Below are 15731 nucleotides of genomic sequence, written 5' to 3'. Positions count from 1 at the left end.
TGCTGGTCACACGCACTTCCAAGGTCTAGTCGGGAATCGCCGCCTCGGCGCGGCAGGGCAGGAACGACCTGGGATGTCAGAGCTCGACGACGGCCTTGCCGAAGTTCTCGGCCGTCTTGTCGAACAGGCAGAGCAGGGCCTCGGGGGCCCGGTCCAGCCCGCGGAAGACCGTCTCGGCCGAGCGGAGAGTTCCCTCCGCGAGCAGCGGCTCGGCCGTCGCGAGGAACTCCGCACGCAGGTCCTCGTGTTCGCTGATGACGAAGCCCCGCACGGACAGGCGCTTGCCCACGATGAGCGGCAGGTTGGCCGGGCCCGGCAGGTCCCGCTCGACGTGCGCGATCATGCCGCAGGCGATGATGCGGCCGTGTGGCCGCAACGCGTCGATCGCGGCTTCGAGATGTCGGCCGCCGACATTGTCGAAGTACAGGTCGATCCCCTCGGGCGCGCGACGCGCCAGGGCCTCGCCAACGTCCTCCTCGTGGTAGTCGAAGGCATGGTCGAAGCCGAACTCCTCGACCAGCCGCGTGGCCTTGGCGGCCGAGCCGGCGCTGCCGATGACCGTTCCGCCGGACCGTTTCACCCACTGCCCGACCGCGGAGCCGACCGCGCCCGCCGCCGATGACACGTACACCGTCTCCTGTGCGCGCAGGCCGCCGAGGCGCAGCCCGGTCCACGCGGTGAAGCCGGGCATGCCCAACACTCCGAGGTGGGCGGAGACGGGGAACGCGCCGCTCACCGCGCGCGCGTTCCCAGCGTCCACGAGAGCGAGATCGCGCCAGCCGAGCCCATGGACCACGATGTCGCCCTCGCGGAACCGCTCCGAGCGGGACTCGAGCACCTGCCCCACCGCTGCCCCGTCCAGCGCCGCACCGACGGCGAAAGGGGCCATGTGCACCATCGCCTCGTCCATCCGGCTGAGCATGTAGGGGTCCACGGACATGTAGCCGTTGGCGACCAGGAGTTGCCCCTCGGCCGGCGCTGGAACACGCGTCTCGACGAGCTCGAAGTCCCCCGGGGTCGGCATGCCGACCGGGCGCCTGCGAAGTCTGATCTCGTGGCCGGGCTTCATCAGACCTGCTCCCCCGCGAGCCCGAGCGCGACGTGGGCGATGGCGTGGCCGGCCTGGCTGACCTCCTCCTCGCTGCGCGCCAGGGCGACGCGGAAGTGGCGCAGTCCCTCGTCGCGCCGCGCCCAGTGGAACGGCGAGCACGGCAGGACGTGCACGTTGTGCTCGAGCATCGCCTCGTAGAACGCCTGGGCGTCCACCATGCCCTCGGGCAGCACGACGCGGGCGACGCTGATGCGCGCGTCGGCGTCCGCGAGCGACAGACCGGTGCCTTCGAGGGTCTCCGCGAGGAGCTCGCGGTTGCGCTGCACCAAGGCGTGCAGGTCCGCGTAGCCGCCGTCCACCGCGTCCTCCGCGAGACGCGAGATCAGTCGGAGGATCACCGGGGAGACCGACAGCAACACGTCACTGAAGGCGTCGACCAGGTCGAGCTCGATGCCCTCGCTCCACGCCAGGAAGCCCGCCTTGAGCTCCAGGACCGGCCAGAGCTTGCCGGTGTCCTCGATCACCGCCCACTGGACGCCCGTCTCCTGGAGCACCCGGTAGGTGTCGTACTGGGCGCGGGGGTCCTGGGCACGGAAGCAGGTGTCGAGGACGAGCACGCGCCCGGTCTCGGCGCAGTGCTTGGCGATCACGGCGAGTGCCTGCTCCGGCAGGACCCAGCCGGTCGGGTTGTTCGGCGTGGTGATGAAGACCGCCCGGACGTCGTCCGGCAGCTGCGGCATTCCGCGCTCGAACTCCTCCTCGGCGACCGGCACGAGCTCGATGCCGCGCGCCTTGAGCAGGTCGGGGATGTTGTCGAAGGTGGGGTGCACCAGGGCGACCCGGCCGCCGCGCTCGGCAAGAGTGCGCGCGACGATGTCCATCGCGACCGAGGAGGAGTAGCAGCTGAGCAGACGGCCGGTGCCCACCGGCGCACCCTGCTGACCGATCCCGTGCAGGAAGACCGTCTGGGCTTCCCTTTCGATCTCCTCGAACGGCAGCTTGTCCGCCTCGTCGAACAGCTCGGCGAGCTGCTCGACGATCCTCCGCTGCGGTTCGGTGAGCGGCATCCTGGGGTGACCGTCGGAGACGTTGAGACCGCCGCGCAGGGCGAGCGTCTCAAGGATGGTCAGGTTGCCGGGTTTCTCCTGATGGCCGGTCATATCGAAAGTCCTTCGGCTGCTGTCGCCCGGCGCCGCAGTGCGAGCTGTCCGAGCAGCTCGAACGCGATCACCGAGGCGGCGTGGCTGGTTATGTCCGCGTGGTCGTAAGCCGGTGCCACCTCGACGATGTCGAAGCCGACGTAGTCGAGCGGTCCGAGCGCGCGCAGCAGTTGCAGCGCCTGATACGAACTCGGGCCGCCGACCTCCGGGGTGCCGGTACCGGGCGCATAGGCGGGGTCGAGGAAGTCGATGTCGAAGGAGACCAGGACCTTGCGGTCGCGCACCCGCGCGGCGATCCGCCGTCCCACCTCCTCGGGCGCGGTCGAGGCCAGTTCGGGCCAGGGCACGACGTCGTAGCCGAGAGCCTCACCGGAGCCGACGTCGTCGGGATGGACGGACCCACGCATGCCTAGCTGGATGCTGAAGGAGGGATCGACGACTCCTTCCTCCACGGCGCGGCGGAACATCGTGCCGTGGAAGTGCTTGACGCCGTAGTAGTCGTCGAGCACGTCGCCGTGGGCGTCGAAGTGGACGACCGCGATCTGCCCGTGTACGGCGGCCATGGCACGCATCTCGGCGATGGTCAGGCTGTGGTCACCGCCGAGCACGAGCGGAACGATGCCCGCTCGGTAGTAGGGAGTGAGGAACTCCTCTAGCCGACTGAGGGTCAGCTCGTGGTAGCCGGGTACCACCGGGGCGTCGCCCGCGTCGACCATCGACAGTTCACGGGTGACGTCGACGCCGGTGGCCGGGTTGTGGTCGCGCAGCAGGATGCTCGCGGACCGGATCGCCTCGGGACCGAAGCGGGCGCCGGAGCGGTAGGAGACGGCCGAGTCCGTCGGCACGCCGATCACCGCCACGTCCACCCGGCCCTCGTCGGCGACCGGATCGTCCACCCAGGGCAGCCGCATGAACGTGCGCGGTCCCGAGGCAATCCGCGGCTTCGTCATGCTGTCGCGGGGACGGTAGTGCTGGCTCATCGGTCGGCCTTGCGCAGCAGCCAGCCGATCTCGAAGCCGGTCGAGTCCATGGCCGGGTCGGTCAGTCGGCGCGCCACCACGCGCAGACCGCAGGACTCGAAGAAGCGCTCCCACCACTCGGCGGTCTCAAGGCGCTGGCTGGTGAACGGGTGCATGAGGAAGTAGGCGTTGTAGTAGCGCTGCGCCAGCGGGTGGCTCATCCGCTGCTCGTCACCGGAGCCGAGGTCGATGTCGACGATGGCGAGGTCGAGATCCGGCGAGGCGTCGAACAGGGAATCGAGCAGCCGCCGCACGCCCTCCTCGCCCTCCTGGCCGAGCACCTCGTGGATCACGAAGCCCAGCACCGCGAGGTCGGGCTTCTCCGAGACGGCAGCCAGCCAGTCCAGCGCGCCGGTCTGCTCGACCGTGATGCGATCGGTGAAGCCCTGCGAGGCGACCCACTCGCGCGCCGCCTTCGCGCCGTTCTCGTCGGGCTCGATGCCCACGGCCGTCAGCTCGGGGTAGTCACGGCAGAGTTCGGTGAGGTACACGCCGCTGCCGCAGCCGAGGTCCACCAGGTGGTGGTACTCGCGACCGGAGTCGGCGAGCAGCAGGCGCAGCAGCGGGATCGAGTCGTGCATGCTCATCCCGCAGCTGCCGCTGCCGACCAGGCCGCCGACCCGCGGCGTCGGAGCACTGCCCGCGGCCAGGCTCTCGCCGAGGCCGCGGAAGGTGACGCCGTAGCCGCCGACCATCATCTCGTACCAGGGCCGGGCCTCGTCGAAGGAGCGGCCGTACACGGTGCGGGTGAGCACGCCGTCCTCGCCGCGCCGGACCAGTCCGGCCGCGACGAGGTAGTCGAGGAACGCGTCGAGCCGGGCGCGGTCGAGACCGTGCGTCTCAGCCAGCTGCGCGGCCGTGGTGCCGCGGTCGAGGTCGGCCTCCAGCCCACTGTGCTGCAGGGTGAAGATCACATTGGCCAGCACGAATCCGTGGAACGGCTCCAGCGCGGCGACGAGCTTGCTTTCCTGAATGGGCATGGCCGACTCCTTGGTGCGCGCCTAAGGGTGCGTGTGATGGTGGGTGTGGCGGTGTGGACGGCCCGAGGTTCGGGCTAGGGCCTGTCGAGGATGCGAGGGAGCATCGCGGAGCTTCGCTGCGCCAGGTAGTGGTCGTAGAAGACCCCGCGGAACACGTTCGGGGGGCCGAGGAACACGCGCTCGTACAGCACCTGACGGCCGCCGAAGCGGTCGAGGGCGAGGTCGGCCGCGACCCGGAGCAGAGCGCCGTGACCGGTCCCGTCGGTGTCCGCGCCGGCGAAGTAGGTGTCGAAGAACTCGTGTGCCGGGGAGCCCGCCTGGACGTCGGCGGGCACCGGGTGCATCACCAGCCCGCTGCTGACGACCAGTTGCAGCAGTTCGACGGCGCGCGAGTAGAGCTGCGCGTTGAGCATGCCTGCGGCGGCCAGCGGGACCGGGTCGGGGATCACCTGGCCGCGGCTGTCCGTGCGGTGCCCGGACTCGGCGGAGTGCACCAACGCCCGGAAGGTCTCGACGATGCCGGCGAGCTCGCCGAGCTGCTCACGCACCGTCGGCTGGGCGGTGCGGCCCGCGGCGGCGGCGCAGGCCTGCGCGATCTCGAAGACGAACTCCGCCTTCACCCAGGCCCGGGTGGCGGACTGGTGCCAGGCGTAGGCGGTCATGCCGGTGCCCGCGCGCAGGGTGTTGGCGCGCTCCACGTCACGGTCGATGAACACCCGGTCCCAAGGGACGACCACATCGTCGAAGACGCAGACGGCGTCCATCTCGTCGAAGCGCTCGGCCAGCGGCTTGACGCCGGCGTCGCCGACGCCCAGCGGGGGGCGGCAGTGCAGGGTCAGCCCGGGGGCGTCGCAGGGGACCGCGAAGCACAGCGCCTGGTCGGCCTCCTCCGGGCGCAGCTGACGGAACGGGTAGACCAGCAGGTCGTCGGCGAAGGGAGCGAGGGTGGCGAGCATCTTGGCTCCGCGCACCACCAGTCCGTCCGGCGTCTCCCGCACCGCTCGCACCGCCTGCACCGGCCCGGCCGAGGCGAGGTGGCGGTCGGCGGGAGGATCGCTGATGGCGTGGGTGAGGACCAGGTTGGCGGTGCGGGCGTGTTCCCAGTAGGCGATCACCCGGTCGGCGGCGTCACCGAAGTGCTCCGCCCCGGCGCGCCAGCCGGTCAGCACCGTCGCCAGGAAGTCCGGGCTACGTCCCATAAGTCCGCCGCTGCGCCGCGCGGTCTCGGCGAACGCGCGTCCGCGCCGCGCGAGTTGCTCGCCGTCGGCGGCCAGACCGTAGGCGAGCGGGGTGCCGTCGGTGTCGGCGAGCTCCGGACAGGTGCGGCATTCGTCGATGTAGTCGGCGAGGTGGGCCGCCATCCTCGCGAAGCCCGGCTCCGTGGCGGGGTCGTCGATCAGGCGCCCGGAGACGGATATCCTCCGGCCCTTGAGGCCGGACAGGTAGTCGCTTCCGATGCGGGGGGGCACCACGGTCACAGAGTCCCTTCCTGGAGGTTGGACACCGCGACGCGGAAGGTCGCGGCGAGCGCGGGCAGGTCGCACGGGATGCGCGGGCCCGGAGGCTCCGCGGCCGCCTCCAGCCGGCAGTGGATCAGGTGAGGACCCCGCTCACCCGTGGGCACGAGCGCGCGGGCGAGCCCGTCCGCGTCGGAGACGGTGCACGCCCGCGGGTAGCCGCAAGCCAGCGCCATCGCCGCGAAGTCACAGGAGGCCGAGTGCGTCGGTTGCCCACCGGTGGAGGCGTAGAGGCCGTCGTCGAGCACGATCTGGGTCAGCGGCGTCGGCGGCGCGCCGCCGATCGTGGCGAGGACCGAGGCGTTCATCAGCACGCTGCCGTCCCCGTCGATCACGTACACCCGTCGGCCGAGGGTGGCGGCCAGGCCGGCGCCGACGGCCCCGGCCAGACCCATGGATCCGGTCATGTAGAAGTTCTGCGGACGGTCACCCATCGCGGCGGCGATCCGGGACGCGTAGCCGGTGGTGGTGACCACCGGAGCATCGCCGGCCGCACCGAGGACCAGTCCGATCGCCTGGGACTTGCGCATCTACGCCGTCGCCTTCCAGCCGAAGAGTCCGGGGCTGATCAGCAGCGCGGAGCTGCGCCCGGCCCGGAGGTCCGCGGCCGCCATGGACACGATCGGACCTGGGTCCCGCGCGGGCAGGGCGCGGGCCGTGATGCCGAACATCCGGAGCAGGTCTTCGGTGATCCGGCCCATGACCAGGTTCTCCGCGGTGTCGTCCGCGTCGGTCCCGCGCATGCCGATGACCAGGAGCATCGGGAGCTCGTACGGCAGCACCAGCGAGGCCAGTGCGTTGACGCTCTGGCCGAAGCCGGAGTTCTGCATCAGCAGGACCGGTTCCCCGCCGGCCAGCCGCGCTCCGGCGGCGAGGCCGACGGCGATGTCCTCGCGCACCACGTTCTCCAGCCGTACGACGGACCCCAGGCTGTCGATCAGCGGCGCCTGCAGGCCGTCGGGGGTGACGTAGAAGGGCCCTGAGAAGTGCTCGGCCAGGGCCGCCGCCACCTCCCGCGCCAGGGGGTGGCCGGAGTCCTCGGCGGGCTCCGCGGTCGACGTGCCCGCACTCGCGATGGTGGTCATCGGGTCCAGTCCCAGTTCTCGGCGAGTTCCAGATCCGCCTCGACGGTTTCCGCGTCGCGGCTCCACAGCAGCACTGAGGCGCCGAAGCGCCCTGAGTCGCCGAGATTGCCCTCCCTGCCGGACCGCTTGATCTGGACCAGGGATCCGCCGGTGAACGAGGGGCCGGCGCCGAACATCTCGCCGGGCATCACCGGCACCCACAGCCAAGCGGCCGCGTAACCGGTGGGGGCCGGTCGGCCGACGGGTGCACCGGCCTGCAGGGCGAGGTTGGCCTGCTCCAGGTTGACGCCCGCGTGCAGCCGGGAGACCTCGGCCACCAACGCCCCCGGGGCGCGCGCCGCGACCTCTAGCACCACCGGGGTACCGTCCGGCCGCTGGATGTATTCGGTGTGGACCACGAAGGAGCCCTCGCCGCCCAGGGCCGCGACAGCCGCCTCGTTGAGCCGACGGCCCGTCACAGACTCGGGGCCGTCCGGGGGAAGCGTCGAGGAGCCGACCCGCTGCCCTTGCCCGAAGCCGAGCAGCGGGCCGACGTACCGGCCGACCTGGACGTGTTCGACGTCGCCCTCGCGCACGATCGCGTTGGCGTGGAACTGCCGGCCCTCCAGGAACTCCTCCCAGTGCCAGCCGGCCTCGCCGGCCCGCCGCCGCTGCCAGTCGAGCAGCTGGTCCAGGTCGCGGAGCACCTCCACGCCGCGCGAGTTGGCCTCTTGCCGAGGCTTGGCCACCAGCGGCAGACCGAGCTCCTTGACGGCTTGTCCGGCCAGGTCCGCATCGACGCGGACCTGGTCGAAGGCCAGGAAACCCGCGGTGGCGACGCCGGCGGCGTTGAGCGCCTGTTTCATCGCGACCTTGTCCAGGTAGTTCGCCAGCCGAGCCGGATGGCGTGGGACCAGGCCGAAGGCGGCGCGCAGCGCGGCGCAGTCCTCAAGGCAGTACTCGTCGTTGGTGACGACCTGCGCGACCCGTCCGGCCGCGTCGGCCTCGATCCACGCCTGCCACTCGGAATGCGGCACGTGGCGGACGGGGACGGCGGACTCGACGTCCTCTCGCAGTACGGCCTCCATGCCTGCGGCGGCCACCACGACGATCTCGGCGTCCGGCCAGGGGAATGCCGCGGCCGGATCGGCAGTGAGCGGTTGTTTGGCCACGAGGACGTAGACGACCTGGGGCTGAGAAGTCATGCGACGCACCTTTGCCTTCGTGTTGTCCGGACTCGTTCCACGGCGCGATGCCGGTCGCCCGCGGCGCCTGCCCCTGCCGGCAGGTCCCCGTCCGCGGCCAACGTGTCGGCCAGCAGGGCGAAGTCGTCGAGGAACGACATCCCGCTTCCTCCGCCGCGCCCGCTGCGCCAGGCGATGTGAGGGCTGATCCGCACGGTCGGCAGGGCGAGGAGGGGGTGGCCGGGGGGCAGCGGTTCCGGCTCGGTGACGTCGAGCGTCGCGCGGGCCCTCCCGGTCGCGCACAGCTCCAACAGGGCTTCCTGGTCGATCAGTTGTGGCCGCGACACGTTGACGATGTGGATGCCGGGACGGCAGTGCCGGAGCACCTCACGGTCGAAGATCCGGTGCGTGGACTCCGTCAGGGGCAGCGCGACGACCAGGTGGTCGACGTCCACGATCCGGCGGGGGTCGTGGACGACCTCGACCCCCGCGGTCGACCCGTCGGACCCCGACCGGCGCAGCACGACGACCTGGGCGCCGAGGGCGCCCAGCACCGCGCCGACGCGGCGGCCCACCTCGCCCCAGCCCGCGATCCCGACGCGCGTCCCGAAGACCCCTGACTCCGCGCCGACGGAGAACTCGGGCACCGGAGCCCCGTCCCCGGCGCAAGCCTGCCTCGGGTCGCTCTGCTCCCACGGAACCGCACCGGACCACTCACGGCTCAGCACGGCGTGCAGGACGTACTCCGCCAGGGGCGCGGCATAGCAGCGCCAGCTACGGGTCAGCAGCGTCTCCCCCGGCCACGAGGCGAGATCCATGAAGTCGACTCCGGCGGACGACAGGTGCACCCAGGACCAGTGGCGCGCGTGCACGATCCGCAGGCGTTCGTCATCGGAGTACTCGTGCGGTGCCAGGAGGAGGATGCCGCCGTCCTCCCCGCACTCCTGCCACAGCCGGACCTCGACCCGGCCGAACGGTCCGAGCGGCCGCTTCCCCGCCGTGTCGCGGGCCTCCTGGGGCAGCGCGGCCCAGATGACGGCGTTCACCGCGGCTCCTTCGTACGCCAGTCGCCGACGAGTCCTTCGAACAGACCATCGACGGAGTCCGTGCGTTCGCGCCCGCGCCGTATCCCGAGCCGCACCGGCAGCGGCGTCAGCGCACCGACCCGCGTGTCCGCCTCCGCGACCGAGGCGGCCAGCAGGCCGAAGAACAGGTCGGCGAACCTCAGAGCGGTTTCCTGGCCGAGCAGCGCGGGCCGGGTCTCCAGCTCGAGTGCGAGCCGGCCGCGACGCCACCCGAGGCAGCAAGTGAGGTCGTAGCGGGCGGAACCAGTGACGATCTTCGTGGTGCGCAGGCGCAGCGGGCCGAAGCGTGCGTCGGGCAGCGGGGTGTTCTGCACGATGAACATCGTCTGGAAGTAGGGCGTCCGCCCCTCCTGCACCGGCGGCTGGAAGCGGTCCACCAGGACGCCGTAGGGCACGTTCTGATGCCGATGGCCGCTCATGGCCTGCGCGTGCGTGCGCCGGACCAAGTCGCGCAGGGTCTCGTCCGGATCGAACTCGTAGCCGAACACCAGAGTGTTCGCGAAGAAGCCGACGAGATCGTGCCAGCGCTGGTCGGTACGTGCCGCGTACGGTGAGCCGACGGCGACCGAACGGGCGTCGAGAAAGCGGTGCAGCGCGACCTTGTACACCGCGAGGGTCCAACCGAACAGCGTGGTCCGCTCAGCGGCGGCGGCGCGACGCAACGCCTCGACCAGCTCCTCGGGGATCGTCGCCCAGGCCATGTCCCCGGCCCACCAGGGTGCGTCCTTGTCCCGGTCGTCCGAGGGCCACTGCGCCGGGGGCGCCGGTTCGGCGAGCCTGTCGCGCCAGTACGCGATCTCCCCGTCGAAGCCGCCCGCGGTGAGCCTCCGGCGCTGCTGCATCGCGAAGTCGGCGAAGACGTCCTCGAACTGTGCCGTGCCCGCGGCCCGGCCTTCGGTCAGTTCCTGGTACCGGTCCGACAGGTCGCGGAAGAACACGGGGGAAGACCAGCCGTCGAAGGAGGTGTGGTGAACGTTGAGGACCAACGCCGTCTCGTCCTCGCGCAGGCGCACCACATGGGCCCGCATCGCCGGCTCCGCGGCCAGATCGAAGGGACGTGCGGCCTCGGTGGAGCCGATCCGGGCAAGCTCCACTCCGAGTTCGAGTTCCGTGGAGCCGCGCAGGTCGTGTTGGGTCACCGGCACCGACTCCGCCGGGTGCGGCACCCCCCGCAGCAGGCCGCGCTCTTGCACGAAGCTGCAGCGCAGCGGCTCATGACGCGCGGCGACGGCCCGGAGCGCCGCTTCGAGGGCGGTGTGATCCACCGGACCGGTGAAGGTCGCGGCGATCGGCACGTTGAAGGCCGCCGAGTCAGGGAAACGCTGCTGGTAGGCGAAGTGCCGCTCTTGGCCGAGGGAAGCGATCCAGGCGGCGGAGGAGCGGGACGAGCTGTTCATGCGCGACCTCCGATCGCCTCTGCCAACGCTCCCACCGTCGGCGACTCGAAGAGGTCGGACACGCTGAGCTCCACCCCGAGCCGGTCCTGCAGCCGGGAGACCAGCTGGATCGCGACGAGCGAGTCGCCGCCCACGGCGAAGAAGTCCGACCCGGCGTCCAGGCCGGGCGTGCCGAGCGTCTCCGCCCACACCTTGATGATCGTGTCGATCAGCTCGTCGCGACTCGCACCCGCCCGGATGCCCGCCGGAGCCGGGGCCGTCGCCGCGGCGGACACGGCGGACTCCGCAGCCGCCGTCGACGCTGTGGCGACGCGGGCCCGCGGCACGGACTCGGCCTGGACGCCGTCCTCTTCGGCCCACTCGCGCGCCGGCACGACGACGGCTCGCGGCCCCATGCCGACGTGCAGCAGCGCCAGCAGCGCGGCAACCGCCTGATCCCGGTTCACCCCCGTGGTCAGGCCGACCCGCGGCGCGGGCCGGGACACCGCCGTGGTCGCCGCACGCTCGTCCCGGTCGGATGCGGTCAGCCGGATCTTGGCGAAGCCCTCGATCTCGACCAGCACGCGCCCACGCGCATCGCACACCACCGCGTCGACGACGGAACGTCCGTCCGTCTCCGGGCGCAGGCTGTGCCGGGCGAAAACACGTTCGGGCAGGTCGTGGTGGACGGTGATGCGCTTGTAGGCGAAGGGAATGTGGTCGCCCGGACGCAGCTGCAGCGCGAGCGCCCGGTCGAGCAGCGCGGGGTGCAACTCGTGGACCATCAGGTCCTGCTCGAAGTCCTCGGGCAGTTCGAGCAGGCCGACGGTCTCGTCCGGGTCCGCACCGCGCCACCGCTCGGCGATCACGTCGAAGCGAGGACCGAACCGGAAGCGTGAGCCCTCGACCGCGGACGGCTCGACCGCGGACCACCCCTCGGTGCGGGCGGCCAGGTCGAGTCGGGCGGCCGTGGCCACGTCCGTGCACCGGACCTTGCCCGTGACGTGCAGGCGTGCGGCATCTCCCTCGCCGTCCGGCCAGGAGCGCATGTTCACCTGGAAACCGGCGCCCTCCTCGGTGAGCGTGACCTCGACCTCGGTGGCGCGTTCGACGGTCAGCGGCCCGACCAGCGTGAGCGCGGTGAACTCGATCGGATCGCCGTCCCCGGCACACAGCGCCCGCACCGCCCGGACCAGCAGTTCGATGATCCCGGTCGCAGGCAGCAGCGGCACCTCGTCGAGGCGGTGCTCGGCCACCACCCAGTCCTCCGGCTCGATCCGGGAGCGCCACACCCGCTTCCCGGCGTCCGGCGCTGCCATCCCGACACCGAACCAGGTCGGCCAGTTGACGCTGGTGACGACCGTGCGGCCGTCGCCGCCGGGTACGTGGGCAAGCGCGTCCATGAAGGCGTTGGCCGCCGCGTAGTCCGCGCTGCCGACAAGGCCGTTGAGCGCCGCACGGCTGGAGAAGAGCGACAGGAAGCGGATGGACGGAGTGGCCAGAGCCACCTCGCGGAGCGCGAGCGCACCACCCACCTTCGGGGCGAGCACCCGCGCCGCGTCGGCGAGGGTGCGGTTGGCCAGGATCGCGCCGCCGGGGACACCGGCCGCGTGGAAGATCCCGTCGACCGGGCCGTACTCCTCGGCTATGCGTGCGAACAGCTCGCCGACCCTCTCCGGATCGGTGACGTCGGCCCGTTCGAGGTCGACGGTGGCGCCCGCCTGCTCGATACGGGTCAGCTGGTCGTCGGTCTCGGGGTCGAGTTCGCCGTGTTCGGCGTTGCGCGAGACCAGGACCAGGTGTGGCAGCAGCCCGGTGTCGGCGAGCGCCTCGGCGACGGCGAGCCCGACGCCGCCGAGGCCACCGGTGATGACGTACCGGCCGCCCGGTTGCAGCAGCGGCGTGGCGTCCGTCGGCAGTGGCAGCACGCGCCGGCCGGGCCGCCAGACCATGTTGCCGCGCACCGCGAGTACCGGCTCGGCCGGCTCGGAGCCGATCTCCCGGGCGAGCAGGGAGGCGTCCCCTGCCGCGAAGTCGATGAGGCGTGAGCGGCCCGCGCCGCTCTCCAGCACGGCGGAGCGCACGACCGCGGCCGCCGCCGCGCGGGCGGGGACCACCGGTTCGGCAGCCGTGAGCTGGACGGCGCCCTGGCTCAGGACCAGCAGCCGGGGCTCTTGTCGCGGCCTGCGGGCGACGTGGCGGTGCACCTGGAGCACCGAGAGCAGCGCGTGTTGAGCGTGTTCCGGGTCCAGCGCGTCCTGTGCGCCGCAACCGAAGGCGTGCACCAGCAGGTCGACGGAGTCGTCGAGCAGCCGGTCCAGTGCGGCCTGTAGATCCTCCGGATCACCGGGGCGGACGGTGGCACCGTGCCCGCCGGTCCGCGATTCCGTGCCGACCACGACCGGCACTACGCGGTATCCGGCGTGCTGCAGCGAGGTGCGCACCAGCGCGGCGGCCGCCCGGTCCGCCGGCATCAGCACCACGGCTTTGCCCCTGCGGACGGAGCCGGGCTGAACCGGCGTCAGGATCCCGGCGGGCTCCCAGACGGGCAGCGCGATGACCGGCTGGGCGTCGTCGGGTGAGGTGGGGCCGCTCCGGGTGTCCGCGGCCGCCGCTGAGGCCTCCGGTGCGGTCGGCGTCGCCGAGGACGGCACGGCGGCCGCCGCAGCACGCGAGGCGTCCGGGAGCAGAAACCGGGTGCGCCGGTACGGGTAAGCGGGCAGTGGAAGGCGGCGTACCTCATCGGTGCCGGGCAACCGGCCCAGGTCGATGTCGGCACCCTGGCACCAGATCTCACCGAGCGAGTCCAGCACGTGGTGACCGGGCCGGTCGGGCAGCAAGGAGACGGCCCGGGCGCCTTGAGCCGCGAGCGCGGTGTGTCGACGTGCGAGCCCGGTCAGCGACGAGCCCGGACCGCACTCGATCAGCAGCGCGTCGGTGACCGGCACGTTGCCGAACGCGTCGGCGAGCAGGACCGGCTCGGCCAGCTGTCGCGCCCAGTAGGACGGGTCCACTGCCTGCTCATCCGTCAGTTCCCGGCCGGTCACCGTGGAGATCAGCGGCAGGTCGGGGGCCCGCAGCCGGGTGCCGGCGAGCGCGGCTTCGAGCGGCGCGACGGCCTCGTCCACCATCGGGGTGTGGAAGGCATGGGAGGTGGCGAGGCGCCGGTACTTCAGCCCCTCCCGCTCCAGCTCCCGTTCGACGGCCTCCACCGCATCGACCGCACCGCCGAGCACCGTCTGGTCGACCGCGTTGCGCGCGCTCAGCCACACCTTGCCGTGTGCCAGGGCACTGATCGCCGTCTGCGGCGCGGAGACCGCGAGCATCGCCCCGGTGGGCATGGCCTGCATCAGGCGGGCGCGCTCGGCGATGATCCGCACCGCGTCGTGCTCCGTGAACACTCCGGCCACGGTCGCGGCCACGAACTCGCCGACACTGTGCCCGAGCACGGCCGCAGGCTCCAGCCCGAGCTCGGCGAGGGCACGCGCGGCGGCGAGACCCACCGCGTACAGCAGGGGCTGCGCGTGTACGGTGCGCGCGAGGACCGACCGGTCGGCCTCGTCCTCCCAGACGCGCACCAGGTCGACGCCGAGGATCCCGCCGAAGTCGCCGAGCAGGGAGCGCACCAGCGGCCCGAAGCCGGGAAGCGGGGACTGGGCGGCTACGCCCATCGCCGGATACTGAGATCCCTGGCCGGGGAACATCAGCACCGCTCTGCGCCGCTGCCCGTCGCCGAGCACGGTGCCCTGTCCCGACTCCAGCATCCGCCGCAGCGCCGCCGAGTCGTCCGCGCGGAGGGCCGCACGGTACCGCAGGCCCTTCCGCCCGGCGCGGCTCGCACGGGCCGCCCCGGCAAGTCCCTCCGCGCCGCTGCCAGCGGCGACGCGCAGCAACCGTGCGCCCATCTGCTCGCGTGCGGCCTCGTCGACACCGGACCAGGTCAGGAGCTGCGGGCCGGAAGTCTCGCAGGGCACGCCGGGCGCCGTGGGCGCCTCCTCGAGCACCGCATGCGCGTTGGTGCCGCCGAAACCGAAGGAGCTCACCCCCGCCCGGCGCGGCGTGCCCGGAACCCGCGGCCACGGCCGGGCCTCGATCGCCGGGACGAACGGGGTCAGCTCCAGCTTGAGGTCCGGGTTCACCCGGTTCACGTTGATGGTGGGCGCAATGGTCTCGTGGCCGAGCGAGAGCACCGTCTTGATCAGTCCGACCACGCCGCTTGCCGGTCCGAGGTGGCCCAGATTCGACTTGACCGAGCCGATCGCGCAGGTGCCCGGCTCCAACTCGCGGCCCGTGGCGAGCCGCATGCCCTCGTGCAGACCCCGGATCTCGATCGGGTCCCCGACCTTCGTGCCCGTGCCGTGCAGCTCGACGTAGGAGATACTCGACGGGTCGACCCCCGCCACCGTGATCGCCTCGGCCACCGCGAGGCTCTGCCCCTCCCAGCTGGGGGCGGTGAACCCGGCACGCTCAGCCCCGTCGTTGTTGACCGCGGTGCCGAGGATGACGGCCAAGATCGGATCGCCGTCGGCCTGCGCGTCGGACAGCCGCTTGAGGGCCACCACACCGCCGCCGCTGCCGAACACCGTGCCGCTGGCGTCCGCGTCCAGTGGTCGGCAGACCCCGTCCCTGGTCTCGATGCCGCCCTCGACATGCAGATAACCGCGACCGTAGGGCGTCTCGATCTCGACGCCGCCGGCCAGCGCCAGGTCGCAGTCGCCCGCACGTAGCGCCTGGCAGGCCAGGTGTACAGCGACCAACGAGGTTGAGCACGCGGTGCGGACCGCGACGCTCGGGCCGCGCAGGCCGAGCTTGTACGAGACGAAGCTCGCGAGGTAGTCGATGTTATTGGAGACCAGCGCGATCATCTCGCCGACCTGCGCCATGAGTTCCGGGTTGGCTCGGATGTGGTCCTCGACGAACCGGTCGCTCGCGCAGCCGCCGTAGACGCCGATCGAGCCGTCGAACCGGCCCGGGTCCACCCCGGCCGTCTGCAGAGCGGTGGAGCACAGTTCGAGGAACAGCCGGTGCTGTGGATTGCGCAGCAGGGACTCGCGCTCCGGCATCTCGAAGTAGCTGTTGTCGAAGCCCCACGGATCGTTCATCAACGGGCGGACCGGGATGTAGTTCGGCGCGTCGATGACCGCAGCGTCCTCGCCCGCCTCAAGTAACTGCTCGCGCGTCAGACGGTGGATGCTGTTGCGCCGGGCCAGCAGGTTGGCCCAGAACTGCTCGACGTCGTCCGCGTCGGGGACCCTGGCCCCGATCCCGACCACGGCGATCCGTTCCATGCTCATG

At 71.9% G+C, this 15731-nt stretch carries 11 protein-coding genes; all 11 read right to left on the bottom strand.

Features of this window, described 5'->3' with window-relative positions:
• Positions 1–76 precede the first annotated feature (76 nt).
• Positions 77–1069, bottom strand: a complete 993-nt coding sequence (locus ACGFZQ_RS41765; RefSeq protein ID WP_393844814.1) for an NADP-dependent oxidoreductase — start codon at positions 1067–1069, stop codon at positions 77–79.
• Positions 1069–2211 (bottom strand): aminotransferase class I/II-fold pyridoxal phosphate-dependent enzyme, encoded by a 1143-nt coding sequence (locus ACGFZQ_RS41760; protein WP_393844813.1) that lies wholly within the window; start codon positions 2209–2211, stop codon positions 1069–1071. Before ACGFZQ_RS41760 ends, ACGFZQ_RS41765 begins: the two co-directional genes overlap by 1 nt.
• Positions 2208–3191, bottom strand: coding sequence for an agmatinase (speB, locus tag ACGFZQ_RS41755; protein ID WP_393844812.1), 984 nt, complete (start codon positions 3189–3191; stop codon positions 2208–2210). Before speB ends, ACGFZQ_RS41760 begins: the two co-directional genes overlap by 4 nt.
• Positions 3188–4210 carry a methyltransferase domain-containing protein gene (locus tag ACGFZQ_RS41750; RefSeq protein WP_393844811.1) on the bottom strand — a complete coding sequence of 341 codons (1023 nt, stop codon included), beginning with the start codon at positions 4208–4210 and terminating at the stop codon, positions 3188–3190. Before ACGFZQ_RS41750 ends, speB begins: the two co-directional genes overlap by 4 nt.
• A gap of 74 nt (positions 4211–4284) precedes the next feature.
• A complete protein-coding gene (locus ACGFZQ_RS41745) occupies positions 4285–5688 on the bottom strand; it encodes a 4-hydroxyphenylacetate 3-hydroxylase N-terminal domain-containing protein (protein ID WP_393844810.1) in 1404 nt (467 codons plus the stop codon).
• Positions 5685–6257, bottom strand: a complete 573-nt coding sequence (locus ACGFZQ_RS41740; RefSeq protein ID WP_393844809.1) for a thiamine pyrophosphate-dependent enzyme — start codon at positions 6255–6257, stop codon at positions 5685–5687. The genes ACGFZQ_RS41745 and ACGFZQ_RS41740 overlap by 4 nt, the downstream gene beginning before the upstream one ends.
• Positions 6258–6812, bottom strand: coding sequence for a hypothetical protein (locus ACGFZQ_RS41735; protein WP_393844808.1), 555 nt, complete (start codon positions 6810–6812; stop codon positions 6258–6260).
• Entirely contained in the window at positions 6809–7996 is a 1188-nt protein-coding gene (locus ACGFZQ_RS41730; RefSeq protein ID WP_393844807.1) for an acetyl-CoA carboxylase biotin carboxylase subunit family protein, read from the bottom strand. Before ACGFZQ_RS41730 ends, ACGFZQ_RS41735 begins: the two co-directional genes overlap by 4 nt.
• Positions 7993–9021, bottom strand: a complete 1029-nt coding sequence (locus tag ACGFZQ_RS41725; protein WP_393844806.1) for an NAD(P)-dependent oxidoreductase — start codon at positions 9019–9021, stop codon at positions 7993–7995. Before ACGFZQ_RS41725 ends, ACGFZQ_RS41730 begins: the two co-directional genes overlap by 4 nt.
• Complete coding sequence (locus tag ACGFZQ_RS41720; RefSeq protein ID WP_393844805.1) at positions 9018–10457, bottom strand: condensation domain-containing protein; 1440 nt, start codon at positions 10455–10457, stop codon at positions 9018–9020. Before ACGFZQ_RS41720 ends, ACGFZQ_RS41725 begins: the two co-directional genes overlap by 4 nt.
• Positions 10454–15730 carry an SDR family NAD(P)-dependent oxidoreductase gene (locus tag ACGFZQ_RS41715; RefSeq protein ID WP_393844804.1) on the bottom strand — a complete coding sequence of 1759 codons (5277 nt, stop codon included), beginning with the start codon at positions 15728–15730 and terminating at the stop codon, positions 10454–10456. Before ACGFZQ_RS41715 ends, ACGFZQ_RS41720 begins: the two co-directional genes overlap by 4 nt.
• Position 15731 lies beyond the last annotated feature (1 nt).

The sequence above is a fragment of the Streptomyces sp. NPDC048254 genome, from assembly GCF_043201895.1.
Lineage (GTDB): Bacteria > Actinomycetota > Actinomycetes > Streptomycetales > Streptomycetaceae > Streptomyces.
The sequence above is the reverse complement of the archived record's forward strand: the minus strand, read 5'-3'. Positions and strand labels throughout refer to the sequence as shown.